Below are 13736 nucleotides of genomic sequence, written 5' to 3' on the forward strand. Positions count from 1 at the left end.
GCTCAATGCCGGGCGGCGGAAGACAAAAGACTGCCGCCGCCAGCCAGATCACGGCAGCATCAGCCCCGCCAGCGCCGCACTCAGCAGGTTCGCGAGGCTGCCCGCGAGCAGCGCCTTGACCCCGAGCTTGGCGATCATCGGGCGCTGATTCGGCGCAAGGCTGCCGGTCGCGGCCATCTGGATCGCGATCGAGCTGAAATTGGCGAAGCCGCACAGCGCGAAGGTGATGATCGCGGTGCTGCGCGGGCTCAGCCCCTGGGTGTCGCCGAGGTTGAGGAAGGCGACGAATTCGTTGAGCACCATCTTGGTGCCGAACAGCCCGCCGGCCGCCGCCGTCTCGTTCCACGGAATGCCGACCAGGAACATGACCGGTGCGAACGCGGTGCCGATGATCCCCTGGAAGGTCAGCTCGGGATAGCCGAACAGGCCGCCGACCGCGCCGAGCAGGCCGTTGGCGAGCGCGACCAGCGCGACGAACGCCAGCACCATCGCGCCGACCGCGACCGCGATCTTGACGCCGGTCTGCGCACCCATTGCCGCGGCCATGATGATGTTGGCGGCGCGCTCCTCGTCCACCTCATTCTCGACCGCGCGGATCACCGCTTCCTCGCCATCGACCAGCGTGTCCTCGAGCGGCAGTTCATCCTGCTTCGCGACGGGTTCGTCGGGCATCATGATCTTGGCCATCAGCAAGCCGCCCGGCGCAGCCATGAAGCTGGCGGCGAGCAGATACTGGATGTTGATCCCCATCGCGGCATAGGCGGCGAGGATCGTCCCCGCGACGCCCGCCATGCCGACCGACATGATCGCGAACAGCTGCGACGGGGTGAGGCTGGCGAGATAGGGGCGGATCACCAGCGGCGATTCGCTCTGGCCGACGAAGATGTTCGCGGCCGAACACAGCGATTCGACCTTGCTGACCCCGGTCACCTTCTCGATCGCGCCGCCGATCCAGCGGACCAGGAACTGCATGATCTTGAGATGATAGAGCACCGAGACCAGCGCGGCGAAGAAGATGATGACCGGCAGCGCGGCGATCGCGAAGCTCTGGCCGCCGACCTCGGGCCGGGCGAGCGGGCCGAAGATGAAGTCGGTGCCCGCCTGGGCATAGCCGAGCAGCGCCGAAACGCCCTTTGCCATCGTCTCGATCGCGTGGCGACCGGCGGGGACGTATAGGACGAGGAAGGCGATCCCGGCCTGCAGTGCAAAGGCCGGGCCGACGACCCGCAGCCGAATCGCGCGCTTGTTCGAGGAGAGCAGGAAGGCGATCGCGAGAATCGCGACGATGCCGAGAATGCCGATCGGAAGATTGTTCAACTAAAAGACCCCTTCGTGCCGCGTCTTGCGCGCAGCGTTCGGGACCGCACCATAGCGTGCGTTTCGGTCGCCGCTAGGTGCTTCCGTATCGCGTGAAACCGCGTTACGCAGCGCAATGACTTCACCGGCTCCGCTGACGCGCTCGCTCTTCGTCCTTTCCATCTTTTACGGCGGCATGGTCTGCATTGCGGGCGTGCTGGGTAACAAGCAGGTGGCACTGGGGCCGCTGGCGGTGGAGGCGGGGATCTTCGCCTTCCTGCTGCTCGTCGCGGTGTCGAGCGCGATCGCCGAACTCCACGGCCGCGCGACCGCGAACCAGCTGGTGCGGTTCGGCTTTATCCCGCTGCTCGCGTCGATGCTGCTGTCCTGGCTGGTCTGGGCGCTGCCCGCTTCGCCCAAGATGGGGCCGGAATATCGCGACGCGATCCAGCTGATACTGGGGACCACATGGCGCATCTGGGGCGCGGGGATCGTCGCCTATGGCGTGTCGCAGACGCTGAACGTCACCATCTTCAGCGCGATGCGCGGGGGTGAAGGGTCCAAGATGCTGTGGTTGCGCGCCGGGGTTGCGGGCATTCTCAGCCAGATCGTCGATACGCTGATCTTCATCACCCTCGCCTTTTACGGCGAGTTCCCGATCGGCCCGCTGCTGGTCGGCCAGCTGATTTCGAAGATCACGCTGTCGGCGCTGCTGGTGCCGGTGTTGATCTATGCCTTTGTCGCACTCGGGCGTCGGCTGGACCGGGCGTGAGCCCTCGCTATTCCTCCCCTGTAAGGGAAGGTGGCAGCATGCAGTGCTGACGGAGGGGTGTCGCGCTATCGTGAGCGGGACACCCCTCCACCACGCCTTCGGCGCGGTCCCCCTCCCCTTCCAGGGGAGGAATTTCCGTCACGCCCGCGCCTTGGTCCGCAGCGACTGGCAATAGCCGATGGTGATCGCGAGGCCGACGATGATCGCACCGCCACCGACGAACACCGCCGTCTGGATCGGCAGCACCGCGAACGCCCCGGCATAGATCAGCCCGCTGATCACCAGCGACCAGCCGCCGACGCGGTGCACCTTGCGCGCGAGTTCGCTGGAGACGAAGCGCTTGGGCATCATGTTGCCGAACCACGCGACCATCAGGCCGGTCGCGCCCAGCACGATGCGGGTGACCGTATCCTGATCGACAACTCCGGCACTGCGCGCCGAACTCAGGCCCAATGCCAGCACGACGATGCCGACGCCCCAGGCGAGGCTGACCTTGGTTTCGCTGTTCATCATGCACGCTCCTTGTCGGGCGCGGACGATCCACTACCCCCGAATGAATCGACAAAGCCCAGCAGCGCTTCTTCCAGCACCGAGAGCTTCAAATGGTAGATTACCGACTTCCCCGCCTTTTCGGCGTGGACGAGGTCGGCATCCTTGAGCACCGCGAAATGCGCCGACATGGTCGGTTTCGACACGTCGAACTGATCGCTCAGGTCACCCGCGCTCATCGGCCCCTTGCGCAGCAATTGCAGCACGCGGCGGCGAGTGGGATCGGACAATGCCTTGAAGACCATGCTCATGATTCGTTATTTAGCTAATTATCGAATTGAGTCAAGCGACGCACCGCTTTGCCAGCGGCGCAAGTGCGGCTAAGGGCGCGGCATGACCGATCACGCACCCGATCCCGCGATGCTGGCCAAGGCCGAGACGCTGACCGACGCGCTGCCCTATATGCAGCGCTACAAGGGCAAGACGTTCGTCGTGAAATATGGCGGCCACGCGATGGGCGATCCCGAACTGGCGCGCGATTTTGCCGAGGATGTGGTGCTGCTGAAAGCCGTCGGTATCAATCCGGTGGTGGTGCATGGCGGCGGGCCGCAGATCGGGTCGATGCTCAAGCGGCTCGGCGTCGAATCGCAGTTCGTCGGCGGCTTGCGCGTCACCGATGCCGAAACCGCGCGCATCGCGGAAATGGTGCTGGCCGGATCGATCAACAAGGAAATCGTCAGCTGGATCAGCGCGGCGGGTGGCAAGGCGCTGGGCATTTCGGGCAAGGATTCAGGGCTGGTCACCGCGCGCAAGGTGCAGCGCGATGCCGCCGATCCGCTGCAGGGGATCGAGCGCCATGTCGATCTGGGATTCGTCGGTGAGCCGGTGGCGGTCGACGCATCGGTGCTGACCACGCTGAGCGAACAGGGCTTCATCCCGGTGATCGCGCCGATCGCGCTGGGCGCGGACGGCCATACCTATAACATCAACGCCGACACCATGGCGGGGGCGATCGCGGGAGCGCTGGGGGCCGCGCGCTTCTTCCTGCTGACCGATGTTCCGGGCGTGCTCGACAAGGACAAGCAGCTGCTGACCGACCTCGACCCCGGGCGCATCCTGGCGCTGAAGGCCGATGGCACGATCAGCGGGGGGATGATCCCCAAGGTCGAGACCTGCGTCGCCGCGGTCGATGCCGGGGTGGACGCCGCCGTCATCCTCGACGGGCGGATCCCGCATGCCATGCTGCTCGAAATCTTCACGACGCAGGGCGCGGGTACCTTGGTCCACCGCTGAGCCGTATTATATAGCTACCACAGTTGCCGATAGCCGCCATTTTCCTCTAGAAATATGGCACAACACCGGAGGCCCGATTGGACCCGTTTCTGAACATGCTCTTCGGGATCGTGCAGATCCTGCTCAACGCGCTGTGGTGGGTCATCGTCATCCAGGCGGTGCTGTCGATCCTGATCTCGTTCAACGTGATCAACACCTATAATGATTTCGTCAGCGCACTGTGGCGTGGTCTGAACACGCTGACCGAGCCGATCTATCGCCCGATCCGCCGCATCCTGCCCGATACCGGCCCGATGGATTTCGCGCCGTTCGTGGTGCTGATCCTGATCGCGATCATCAACTATGCGGTGATCCCCAACCTCGCCATGGCGCTCGCCAGCTCGGCGGCGTGAGCCTGCCCTGGCGCGAAGCGCCGCCGGGCCTGATCATCGCGGTGCGCGCGACCCCGCGCGCGTCGAAAAGCGTGTTGCTCGCCGGGACGCCAGAGCATTTCGCCGCGCGCATCGCCGCGCCGCCGGTCGAGGGCGCGGCCAATGCGGCACTCATCGAACTGGTCGCCAAGACGTTCGGGGTGGCAAGGCGCGACGTGACGCTGATCGCCGGGGACACGGCGCGGGTGAAGCGCCTGTCGATCGCGGGCGATCCCGAGAGACTGGCGGGAATCGCCGCAGCGCTCTATGGGGCCGGGCATGAGCGCTGAGATTATCGACGGTAAGGCATTCGCCGCAAACCTGCGCGCCCGGGTGGGCGAGGCTGCGGCGGCATTCGAGGCGCAGGCGGGCCGCAAGGCTGGCCTCGCGGTGGTACTGGTCGGCGACGACCCTGCCTCGGCCGTCTATGTCCGCAGCAAGGGCAAGGCGACAGTCGCCGCCAATATGGCCAGCTTCGAACATCGCCTGCCCGCCGACACGACCCAGGATACGCTGATCGCCCTGGTGCGCCAGTTGAACGCCGATGCGGCAGTCGATGGCATCCTCGTCCAGCTGCCCCTGCCCCGCCATCTCGACGAGCAGGCGGTGGTCGCGGCGATCGATCCGAACAAGGATGTCGACGGGCTGACCCCGGTCAGCGCAGGCCGCCTGGCGCTCGGCATCGACGGGCTGGTGCCATGCACTCCGCTCGGCAGCCTGATGCTGCTGCAGGATCAGATCGGCGACTTGTCCGGACTCGACGCGATCGTGATCGGACGCTCGATCCTGGTCGGCAAGCCGATGGCGGCACTGCTGACCGCCGCCAATTGCACCGTCACCCTCGCCCATTCGCGCACCCGCGACCTGGCGCACCATGTCAGCCGCGCCGATATCGTCGTCGCGGCAGTGGGTCGGGCAGGCTTCGTCAAGGGCGAGTGGCTCAAGCCCGGCGCGACCGTCATCGATGTCGGCATCAACCGGGTCGAGGGCGCACTGGTCGGCGATGTCGAATTCGACAGCGCCGCATCGGTCGCGGGCGCGATCACTCCGGTGCCGGGCGGCGTCGGGCCGATGACCATCGCCTGCCTGCTGCGCAACACGTTGGTCGCAGCGTATCGCAACGCCGATATCGACTTCGACGCGAGCGTGCTGTGATCGCGCTGGCCCTGCTTCTCGCGATGCAGGGCCCGAGCGCGGTCGACGCCGAGCGCGCGTTCAACCGGATGGCGCAGACGCAGGGGCAATGGACCGCGTTCCGCGCCTTTGCCACCGACGACGCGGTGATGTTCCTGCCCCAGCCGTCGAATGCGCAGGCGTTCCTGAAGGACCGCAAGGAACCCGTCATCGCGGTGCAATGGTGGCCGGCGGAAAGCTATGTCGCGTGCGATGGCTCGACGGCGGTCAACACCGGCCCCTGGGTCCGGCCCGGCGGATCGGGCTATTTCACCACCGTCTGGCACCGTCAGGGCGATGGCGGTTGGAAGTGGAGCTATGACGCGGGCGACGCGCTGGCCACGCCGCGCGCACTGCCCGAGCCGCCAAAAGTCCGCCGCGCGGCATGCGGCGGCAAGCCCGTCCCGCCTGCCCATGCGCGCGGCGAGCGCAGCGGCGGCGGTGCCTCGCCCGACGGCACGCTGATCTGGCGCTGGGAAGTCGATGCCGATGATGCGCGGCGGTTCACCGCATCGCTATGGAACGGGAGCCGGTACGAACCCGTAGTCCAGGATCGCGTCGCAGCGCCCGCCGACTGATCGCAGCCGGACGCGCATTCGTCGCAATGCAGCAAATTCTCCCTTGTGACGTTGTATCATAGCACCTAAGAGAGCGTGCAAATCAGTTCAGGGAAATTGCGTCGCCATGAAATTCAGCACGATCCTGCTCGCCACGAGCATCCTCGCCGCCCCCGCCCTTGCCCAGACCAGCGACCATGCCGAGCGTGACCGTTCGAGCCGCAATCCGGTGCATGGCGAGGCGACCGAGGAAGTGGTGATCAGCGCGCCCGGCGTCGAACGCCTCGACCTGCTGGCGGGCACGTCGGTGGTCACCGGCGACGAGCTGGTGCGCGACATTCGCGGCCAGATCGGCGATTCGCTGACCCAGGTTCCGGGCGTGTCGGCGACCTCGTTCAGCCCGGGCGCGTCGCGTCCCGTGCTGCGCGGCTTCCAGGGTGAGCGCGTGCGCGTGCTGACCGACGGCCTCGGCACGCTCGATGCATCGAACACCTCGACCGACCACGCCGTGTCGATCGAGCCGTTGACCGCCGAGCGGATCGAAGTGCTGCGCGGCCCTGCCGTGCTGCTGTTCGGCAGCCAGGCGATCGGCGGCGCGGTCAACGTGCTCGACCGCCGCATCCCGCGCGCGGTGCCGGCAAACGGTTTCCATGTCGACGCGATCGGCGCCTATGGCTCGGCCGCGGACGAGCGCGGCGGCGGCGCGGCGGTGGACTTCGCGATCACGCCGCAGATCGTCGCGCATATCGATGGCAGCTATCGCAAGAGCGAGGATCTGCGCGTTGGCGGCTATGTGCTGAGCGCTCCACTGCGCGCCGAACAGCTCGAGATCGCCGAAGAGGAAACCGCTGAAGGCCATCTCGACGAAGCAGCCGAGGCGCTGGAAAATGCCAACCGCCGCGGGCGCCTGCCCAATAGCGGCACGCGCACCTATTCGGTGGGCGGCGGTGTCGCGCTGATCAACGATGGCGGCAGCCTCGGCTTCTCCGCCGGCTATTACGACACGCGCTACGGCGTCCCGACGCGGCCCGGTGCGCATCATGACCATGGCGCTGGCGGCGGTGCCCCGGCACCGCACGAGGAAGAGGGCGATGTCACGATCGGCCTGCAGCAGTTCCGCGCCGATATGCGCGGCGAGGTCAAGATCGGCGGCGGACTGGTCGACGCGCTGCGCGTCCGGGTCGGCTATTCGGACTATGAACATACCGAGTTCGAAGGCGACGAGGTCGGCACCGTCTTTTACAATGAAGGCTTTGAAGGCCGGCTCGAACTGGTTCAGGCGAATCGCAACGGCTGGCGCGGGGTGACCGGATTCCAGGCCTTTACCCGCAACTTCAACGCCGTCGGTGCCGAAGCGTTCGTGCCCAAGAACGTCACCGACCAATATGGCCTGTTCACGCTTCAGGAAGTCGATCTCGGCGCGATCGGGCTGGAGGGCGCGCTGCGCTACGAGCACACGCGCGTGCGCTCGAACACCGTCAAGCTCGACCTGGTCGAGGATGGCCCGACCGGTCCGTTCGACCGGCGCTTCGACGCCTTTTCGGGCGCGCTCGGCCTGTCCTATTCGGTCGCACCGGAGGTGAAGGTCGGATTCAACGTGTCGCGCGCCGTCCGCGCACCCTCGGCCGAGGAACTCTTCTCCAACGGCCCGCACGTCGCGACCCAGGCCTATGAAGTCGGCAACCCCAATTTCCGCACCGAAAAGAGCTGGGGCGGCGAAGTCTATGCGCGCGGCGTCGCGGGGCCGGTGCGGTTCCAGATCACGGGCTATGCCAACTGGTTCGACGATTACATCTATGAGGTCGCAACCGGCGACGAGATCGACGAACTGCCGGTGTTCCAGTTCTTCCAGACCGATGCCCGGTATCTGGGCGTCGAAGGCGAAGTCTCCGCGACGTTCATCGATGGCGGCGAAGGTGGCTTCTCGCTCGGCGGCAATGTGGTCGCGGACTATGTGAATGCCGAGCTGGGCGATGGCAGCGCGGTCCCGCGCATCCCGCCCTTCCGCGTGCTCGCCGGCATCGACGCCAGCAAGGGTGCGTTCGGGGGCCGAGTCGAGGTCGAGCATGCGATCCGCCAGACCCGCGTCGCCGCGTTCGAGACCGAAACCCCCGCCTTCACGCTCGTCAACGCGTCGCTCACCTGGCACCCGCTGGGTGAACAGCGCGAGACCGCGATCATCCTGTCGGCAAACAACATCTTCGACGTCGACGCGCGCCGCCACGCCAGCTTCACCAAGGATTTCGTGCCGCTCCCCGGCCGCGACATCCGCGTGTCGGCGCGGCTGAGCTTCTGATCAAATGTGCCGCCCCGGCGCAGGCCGGGGCCGCCAGGTTTGAGCGGATTTCTTCGCCACTTGGCGGCCCCGGCCTGCGCCGGGGCGACGGGCTATATCTCCGGCAGCGCCCAGTCGATCGCGCCGCGCCCATTTGCCTTAAGAAACGCATTGGCCTGTGAGAACGGGCGCGAGCCGAAGAACCCGCCATGCGCCGACAGCGGCGAGGGGTGGACCGATTTCAGCACCAGATGGCGCGGATCGACCGATGCGGCCTTCTTCTGCGCATGGCTGCCCCACAGCATGAACACCACCGGATCGGCCAGCGCGTTGACCTGTGCCACCACCGCGTCGGTGAACCGCTCCCACCCGCGCCCCTTGTGCGACGCCGCCAGCCCCATCTCGACCGTCAGGCAATTGTTGAGCAACAGCACGCCCTGCTTCGCCCAATGCTCCAGAAAGCCGTGCTTCGGCGGATCGATGCCAAGATCGCTTTTCAGCTCCTTGTAGATGTTCACCAAGCTCGGCGGCACCTTCACCCCGGGCTGGACCGAGAAGCACAGGCCATGCGCCTGCCCCTCGCCATGATAGGGGTCCTGCCCGAGGATCACGACGCGGACGCTTTCGGGCGGGGTCAGGTCGAGCGCGCGGAACCAGTCGCTGCCCTTGGGGAAGATCCGCTTCCCCGCCGCCTTCTCGGCCAGCAGGAACGCGCGCAGATCGGCCATATAGGGGCTGTCGAACTCGCGCTGAAGCGGGGCGAGCCAGCTTGGGTGCAGCTTTACGGTCATGCACCGGGACTGGGCGAATCCAACCAGCTGTGTCAATCGAGCGTGATGCACATGACCCACGCCGCCGACGCCCCCGCCGCGCCGCAGATCGACTTCGCCCAGTTCCTCGCGGTCGATATCCGTATCGGCACGATCCTCGCCGCCGAACCCTTCCCGGAAGCGCGCAAACCAGCGTTCAAGCTGACCATCGACTTCGGCCCCGCGATCGGGGTCAAGCGCTCCTCGGCGCAGATCACCGAGCATTACACGCTGGACGACCTGCCCGGGCGACAGGTCGCCGCAGTGGTCAACTTCCCCCCGCGCCAGATCGGCCCGATGATGTCGGAAGTGCTGACGCTCGGCTTCCCCGATGCGGAGGGGAAGGTGATGCTGTTCCACCCGAGCGTGCCGGTGCCGAATGGCGGACGGCTATTCTAACGCGCGACCGCCTGCCGGAAATCGGGATCTTCGAGCAGCTTTTCGACCAGCTGCGAATAGAGCGCGACATATTCGCGCTCCGCGGCGTCGATCGCGACCGCACCGATGAACGACGAGTTCCAGCTCGCCTCGACCCGCAGCGTCTTGTCCATCCGCACCGCGCCATTTTCGGTGACGCGGAACCGGGCGGCGAGTGCGCCGGTTGCCTGACCGATCTTCGGGTTCGCCGAGTTTTCGACCAGCTCCGCCGAAATGGTGAAGCGTGCATTCGGATCGAGCTTGCCCGCCAGCCGCAGTTGCTCGGCCAGCGTCTCGCCGAGATAGGCAGCGAACGAGGTCTTGTTGGGCGGCAACAGGCGCGCGGCGCGCAGGCCGACGGCGCGATCCGACGCCGGCGACAGGCCGGGGCCGATCCGGAACGCGCCGATGGCGAGCGGCGGAATCTGCGGCGCGCTGGCCGCGCGCACGGCCCGCGGCGACGCGGACGGCGGGGCAGCGGTGGCGCTGCACCCCGCCAGCGCTGCGCTCAGCCCCGTTAGCAGCAGGATGCGGCGGTTCATGCGCCGGGCTGGGCCGGTGCGGCGGCGGCCGGATCGGTCGGCACGGTGCCAGCGAAGGCCGGGTCCAGCGCGAGCTGATTCACCGCGTGCCCGATGCCCTGACGGACGATGGTCTCGATCCCGATTACCGCGTTCTTGACCTGGAGCAGCTCCGGACCAGGCACCTCTTTGGTGCCCATCGTCAGCCAAAGGCCATGTGTTACCTCACGCCGGATCGGCGTCGCGCCGGCGGCGGCATTATATTCGGCGACGATCAAATAACCGTCCCGGACCACCGTCTTGGCCAGGCCGAAGGTCAGGCCGGTGACGAACCCCTTCCCCGCCGCATCCTTCTGCACGATATTGTCCATCGTGATTGCGAGCATCGCGCCGCCCTCGACCGGCGTTTCCAGCACTTCCGAAAAGGCGCCGGATTCGCGGACCAGCTTGAACACCTGCTCCTTCACATACTTGGTCGCCTTGGGATTGGCTTTCTGGTCGGTGGTGAACTGGAAGATGAGCTGGACCGGGCGCGGCTTTTCGACCTTGGCGCGCTGCTCGGCGGTCAGTTCGCCCAGCTTGCTTTCGATATAATATTTGGCCGCTTGCGCCGGCGCGGCGATGATCATGGCGATAGCCAGCGTCGCGCCAATGAGCGCGCGCAGAAGTGCGAGCAACATAGAATCCCCCCTGGTTGGATCACAAGTCTGCTGGGCCGGATCGCGCAAGGCAAGATGGTTTCAGCGTCGGATACGCCGTAAAGGCGGCTGCTCTAGCCGTTCACTGCGATCTCATGCTTTGCTCATGACGCTCACCGGCCAGCAGGACGACATGGTGCCGCCAGATCAGGAGAGGCACATGACCGACGACCGCCCGCAGCCGCAAGCTTCGCCAAGCGAAAAACCCTCAACGACGATCTTCGACCGGATCCACCGGTCGCCACGAATCCCCGACCGTTACGCGGATCGCCGCGCGGTCAGCAGATAGTTGAGCGCCGTATCGTCGCTCAGATGAAACCCCGCGCCGGGCGAGAAGCTGAGCCCGCGCAGGTCGGATACGGCCATCCCGGCATCCTCGAGCAGGGCGGTCAGCTCCTCCGGCGTCAGGAACTTGGCGTGATCGTGCGTGCCGCGCGGGATCATGCCCAGCCCCTCACCCACCGTGATCATCGCCAGCCGCGATAGCGGGGTGCGGTTGGGGGTCGACAGGATCATCAGCCCGCCCGGCGCCAGCGCCGCGACCAGGCCGCGCACGAACGCCGCCGGATCGGCGACATGCTCGATCACCTCCATCGATGTGACGAGGTCGAACCGGCGACCCGCGACCTGCGTCTCGAACTCGCCCGCGCGATAGTCGATCGCCAGGCCCGCCGCTTCGGCATGCGCGCGCGCTGCGCCGATATTCTCGGGCGCCGCGTCCACGCCCGTCACCTGCGCGCCCATCCGCGCCAGCGGCTCGCACAACAGCCCCGCGCCGCAGCCGACATCGAGCGCCGTCCGGCCCTTGAGCGGCGCGAAATCGCGCGGGTCGCTGCCCCAATGCGCGTCGATCGCCTCACGGATGTAGCGCAGCCGCACCGGGTTTAGCCGGTGGAGCATCGCCGACTCGCCCTTCGGATTCCACCAGTCCGCCGCCAGCCGACCGAAATGTTCAGCTTCACGCGGGTCAATCGTTGCTTTGCTTGTCATCGCCATCCCCCCCTCTTATCAGCGCGCCCACAGCTTCCCAACCGGGACTTTGGGGGACAGGTTCAGATGGCGCGTATCGTGATGAAGTTCGGCGGCACGTCGATGGCCGGGATCGAGCGGATTCGCAACGTCGCCGCGCGCGTGAAGCGCGAGTGGGAGGCGGGCAATCAGGTCGCGGTCGTCGTCTCCGCGATGGCGGGCGAGACCGACCGGCTGGTCGGCTTCTGCAAGGAAGCCTCGCCGCTCTATGACCTGCGCGAATATGATGTCGTCGTCGCGTCGGGCGAGCAGGTGACCAGCGGCCTGCTGGCGATCACGCTGCAGGCGATGGGGGTGCCGGCGCGCAGCTGGCTCGGCTGGCAGCTGCCGATCCATACCAGCAGCGCGCATGCCAGCGCGCGGATCAACACGATCGATACCGATGCGCTCAACGCCAGCCTGGCGGACGGCCATGTCGCGGTGATCCCGGGGTTCCAGGGTCTGGCCGAAGACAATCGCGTGACCACGCTGGGTCGCGGTGGATCGGATACCAGCGCGGTCGCGGTCGCGGCGGCGATGAAGGCGGACCGGTGCGACATCTATACCGATGTCGACGGCGTCTACACCACCGACCCGCGCATCGTCCCGCGCGCGCGCAAGCTGACCAAGGTCACTTATGAAGAGATGCTGGAGCTGGCGAGCGTCGGGGCGAAGGTGCTCCAGACCCGCTCAGTCGGGCTGGCGATGAAGGAGGGGGTGCGGGTGCGCGTCCTTTCCTCGTTCGAAGACACGCATGACGACGAAGGCCATCGCGGCACGCTGATCGTCGGCGAAGAGGAGATCAACGACGTGGAACGGCAGCTCATCACCGGCATCGCCGCCGACAAGAACGAAGCCAAGGTGACGCTCACCAACGTCCCCGACCGCCCCGGCGCGGTGGCGCACATCTTCGGCCCGCTGGCCGAAGGCGGAATCAATGTCGACATGATCGTCCAGAATATCGCGCATGCGACTGGGTCGACCGACGTCACCTTCACCGTGCCGCGCGCCGAACTCGCCCGCGCGCTTGACCTGCTGCAAAAGGCGAAGGGGCCGATCGGCTATGACGAGCTGATCCACGATACCAAGATCGCCAAGGTCAGCGTCGTCGGCGTGGGCATGCGCAGCCATGCCGGCGTTGCGGCGACGATGTTCGATACGCTGGGCGCGCGCCGCATCAACATCCTCGCCATCACGACGAGCGAGATCAAGGTGTCGGTGCTGATCCACGAGGACGAGACCGAACTCGCCGTCCGCGTGCTCCACACCGCCTATGGGCTCGATGCGCCGGAGGCAGACGCCGCCTGAGCTGGCTCAGCGCGGCGTGAGCGTTGCTGCGACGCCATAATGGTCTGACGGGAATTCCCCGCTCACCGCATCGGCAAAGCGGCGGGCGTCGCTGACTTCGAACGCGCGCGGATCGGCGAAGATATGGTCGATCACCCGCGCCTTGTGCCCGCGCGCAACCACCAGCGTCGTGTCTACCGTCCCCGGCGTCAGCGCCGGCTCAAGCCCCCGGATCGCAATCGGCGCGAGCGCGGCCTCGTCGAGCGGGGCGTTGAAGTCGCCCATCAGTACCAAAGGCACATCGTCGGTCGGCAGCCAGCCGAGCAGGCCGTTGACCTGCTGCGCACGCACCGGTCCGGCGTCAGGCTGGTGGGCCAGGTGCGTGTTGACGATGTCGACCAGCCGCCCGTCGCTGCGCACCCGCACGCGCAGCGCGGTGCGATAGTCGTTGAACGGCTCCAGCTTGATCGTCGCAGTCTCGACCACCGGCAGGCGGGTCAGGATCGCATTGCCATAGCGATTGGCCGCGCCGACGGGAGAGGTCGACATGAACTCGACGCGATAGCCACCCAGCGCGGCGGCGATCGTCTCGGCCTGATTGGGCAGGTTCTTCTTCGCATCCTGCAGCACTTCCTGAAGGCCGATGACGTCGGCATCGGCAGCCCGCAGCGCATCGACGATCAGCTTGAGCCGCAGCGGCCAGTTGCCCGCGTCGTGCCAGATGTTGAACG

Annotated in this window: 17 protein-coding genes; 9 read left to right on the plus strand and 8 right to left on the minus strand. The window is 66.6% G+C overall.

Annotation, left to right across the window (positions count from 1 at the left end; all coding sequences use genetic code 11):
- Window positions 1-48: 48 nt before the first annotated feature.
- Window positions 49-1317: a NupC/NupG family nucleoside CNT transporter gene (locus AX681_RS19240; RefSeq protein ID WP_066659234.1), complete on the minus strand. Its 1269-nt coding sequence runs from the start codon at window positions 1315-1317 to the stop codon at window positions 49-51.
- Window positions 1318-1432: 115 nt separating this feature from the next.
- Between AX681_RS19240 and AX681_RS19245 the strand changes: the two genes are divergently transcribed.
- Complete coding sequence (locus tag AX681_RS19245; protein WP_066659236.1) at window positions 1433-2068, plus strand: queuosine precursor transporter; 636 nt, start codon at window positions 1433-1435, stop codon at window positions 2066-2068.
- A 138-nt stretch (window positions 2069-2206) separates the two neighbouring features.
- Here AX681_RS19245 and AX681_RS19250 read toward each other — a convergent pair whose 3' ends face one another.
- A complete protein-coding gene (locus tag AX681_RS19250) occupies window positions 2207-2578 on the minus strand; it encodes an ammonium transporter (protein ID WP_197421883.1) in 372 nt (123 codons plus the stop codon).
- Window positions 2578-2868 carry an autorepressor SdpR family transcription factor gene (locus tag AX681_RS19255; RefSeq protein WP_066659238.1) on the minus strand — a complete coding sequence of 97 codons (291 nt, stop codon included), beginning with the start codon at window positions 2866-2868 and terminating at the stop codon, window positions 2578-2580. Before AX681_RS19255 ends, AX681_RS19250 begins: the two co-directional genes overlap by 1 nt.
- A gap of 82 nt (window positions 2869-2950) precedes the next feature.
- Between AX681_RS19255 and argB the strand changes: the two genes are divergently transcribed.
- From argB to AX681_RS19285, 6 genes are all read left to right on the plus strand, one after another.
- The gene (gene argB / locus AX681_RS19260) at window positions 2951-3850 is read left to right on the plus strand and encodes an acetylglutamate kinase (RefSeq protein WP_066659239.1); all 900 of its coding nucleotides are present in this window, start codon (window positions 2951-2953) and stop codon (window positions 3848-3850) included.
- 77 nt (window positions 3851-3927) lie between these two features.
- On the plus strand, window positions 3928-4242 hold the full coding sequence (locus tag AX681_RS19265) for a YggT family protein (RefSeq protein ID WP_331710036.1): 315 nt from the start codon (window positions 3928-3930) through the stop codon (window positions 4240-4242).
- Window positions 4239-4550 (plus strand): DUF167 domain-containing protein, encoded by a 312-nt coding sequence (locus tag AX681_RS19270; protein WP_231733714.1) that lies wholly within the window; start codon window positions 4239-4241, stop codon window positions 4548-4550. Before AX681_RS19265 ends, AX681_RS19270 begins: the two co-directional genes overlap by 4 nt.
- Entirely contained in the window at window positions 4540-5415 is an 876-nt protein-coding gene (folD, locus tag AX681_RS19275) for a bifunctional methylenetetrahydrofolate dehydrogenase/methenyltetrahydrofolate cyclohydrolase FolD (protein WP_066659253.1), read from the plus strand. The genes AX681_RS19270 and folD overlap by 11 nt, the downstream gene beginning before the upstream one ends.
- Window positions 5412-6011: a hypothetical protein gene (locus AX681_RS19280; protein WP_231733715.1), complete on the plus strand. Its 600-nt coding sequence runs from the start codon at window positions 5412-5414 to the stop codon at window positions 6009-6011. Before folD ends, AX681_RS19280 begins: the two co-directional genes overlap by 4 nt.
- Before the next feature lie 106 nt (window positions 6012-6117).
- A complete protein-coding gene (locus tag AX681_RS19285; RefSeq protein ID WP_066659240.1) occupies window positions 6118-8286 on the plus strand; it encodes a TonB-dependent receptor in 2169 nt (722 codons plus the stop codon).
- Between the two features lie 92 nt (window positions 8287-8378).
- Here AX681_RS19285 and ung read toward each other — a convergent pair whose 3' ends face one another.
- On the minus strand, window positions 8379-9056 hold the full coding sequence (gene ung, locus AX681_RS19290; protein WP_066659242.1) for a uracil-DNA glycosylase: 678 nt from the start codon (window positions 9054-9056) through the stop codon (window positions 8379-8381).
- 45 nt (window positions 9057-9101) lie between these two features.
- Here ung and AX681_RS19295 point away from each other — a divergent pair, with 45 nt between their 5' ends.
- Entirely contained in the window at window positions 9102-9473 is a 372-nt protein-coding gene (locus AX681_RS19295; RefSeq protein ID WP_066659244.1) for a tRNA-binding protein, read from the plus strand.
- On the opposite strand, the gene AX681_RS19300 is transcribed toward AX681_RS19295, so the two are convergent.
- The 3 genes from AX681_RS19300 to ubiG form a co-directional block, all read right to left on the minus strand.
- On the minus strand, window positions 9470-10033 hold the full coding sequence (locus AX681_RS19300) for a hypothetical protein (RefSeq protein ID WP_066659246.1): 564 nt from the start codon (window positions 10031-10033) through the stop codon (window positions 9470-9472). The genes AX681_RS19295 and AX681_RS19300 overlap by 4 nt on opposite strands.
- On the minus strand, window positions 10030-10692 hold the full coding sequence (locus tag AX681_RS19305) for a hypothetical protein (protein WP_066659248.1): 663 nt from the start codon (window positions 10690-10692) through the stop codon (window positions 10030-10032). The genes AX681_RS19300 and AX681_RS19305 overlap by 4 nt, the downstream gene beginning before the upstream one ends.
- 276 nt (window positions 10693-10968) lie before the next feature.
- Window positions 10969-11700 (minus strand): bifunctional 2-polyprenyl-6-hydroxyphenol methylase/3-demethylubiquinol 3-O-methyltransferase UbiG, encoded by a 732-nt coding sequence (ubiG, locus tag AX681_RS19310; RefSeq protein ID WP_443026141.1) that lies wholly within the window; start codon window positions 11698-11700, stop codon window positions 10969-10971.
- 66 nt (window positions 11701-11766) lie between these two features.
- Between ubiG and AX681_RS19315 the strand changes: the two genes are divergently transcribed.
- Window positions 11767-13026 carry an aspartate kinase gene (locus AX681_RS19315; RefSeq protein WP_066662067.1) on the plus strand — a complete coding sequence of 420 codons (1260 nt, stop codon included), beginning with the start codon at window positions 11767-11769 and terminating at the stop codon, window positions 13024-13026.
- A 6-nt stretch (window positions 13027-13032) separates the two neighbouring features.
- Here the strand turns inward: AX681_RS19315 and AX681_RS19320 are convergent.
- Window positions 13033-13736, minus strand: a 704-nt coding sequence (locus AX681_RS19320; RefSeq protein ID WP_066682642.1) for an endonuclease/exonuclease/phosphatase family protein, incomplete at its 5' end; no start/stop codon positions are given.

Source organism: Sphingomonas sp. CCH9-E2 (assembly GCF_001557215.1).
In the GTDB taxonomy this organism is placed as follows: Bacteria; Pseudomonadota; Alphaproteobacteria; order Sphingomonadales; family Sphingomonadaceae; genus Sphingomonas.

Excerpts from the sequence above, each read along its gene's own strand:
- AX681_RS19315 (WP_066662067.1), top strand. The coding sequence starts at position 11,767 with ATGGCGCGTATCGTGATGAAGTTCGGCGGCACGTCGATGGCCGGGATC.
- AX681_RS19300 (WP_066659246.1), bottom strand. The coding sequence starts at position 10,033 with ATGAACCGCCGCATCCTGCTGCTAACGGGGCTGAGCGCAGCGCTGGCG.
- ubiG (WP_443026141.1), bottom strand. The coding sequence starts at position 11,700 with ATGACAAGCAAAGCAACGATTGACCCGCGTGAAGCTGAACATTTCGGT.
- argB (WP_066659239.1), top strand. The coding sequence starts at position 2,951 with ATGACCGATCACGCACCCGATCCCGCGATGCTGGCCAAGGCCGAGACG.
- AX681_RS19245 (WP_066659236.1), top strand. The coding sequence starts at position 1,433 with ATGACTTCACCGGCTCCGCTGACGCGCTCGCTCTTCGTCCTTTCCATC.
- folD (WP_066659253.1), top strand. The coding sequence starts at position 4,540 with ATGAGCGCTGAGATTATCGACGGTAAGGCATTCGCCGCAAACCTGCGC.
- AX681_RS19250 (WP_197421883.1), bottom strand. The coding sequence starts at position 2,578 with ATGAACAGCGAAACCAAGGTCAGCCTCGCCTGGGGCGTCGGCATCGTC.
- AX681_RS19285 (WP_066659240.1), top strand. The coding sequence starts at position 6,118 with ATGAAATTCAGCACGATCCTGCTCGCCACGAGCATCCTCGCCGCCCCC.
- AX681_RS19255 (WP_066659238.1), bottom strand. The coding sequence starts at position 2,868 with ATGAGCATGGTCTTCAAGGCATTGTCCGATCCCACTCGCCGCCGCGTG.
- AX681_RS19305 (WP_066659248.1), bottom strand. The coding sequence starts at position 10,692 with ATGTTGCTCGCACTTCTGCGCGCGCTCATTGGCGCGACGCTGGCTATC.
- AX681_RS19295 (WP_066659244.1), top strand. The coding sequence starts at position 9,102 with ATGCACATGACCCACGCCGCCGACGCCCCCGCCGCGCCGCAGATCGAC.
- ung (WP_066659242.1), bottom strand. The coding sequence starts at position 9,056 with ATGACCGTAAAGCTGCACCCAAGCTGGCTCGCCCCGCTTCAGCGCGAG.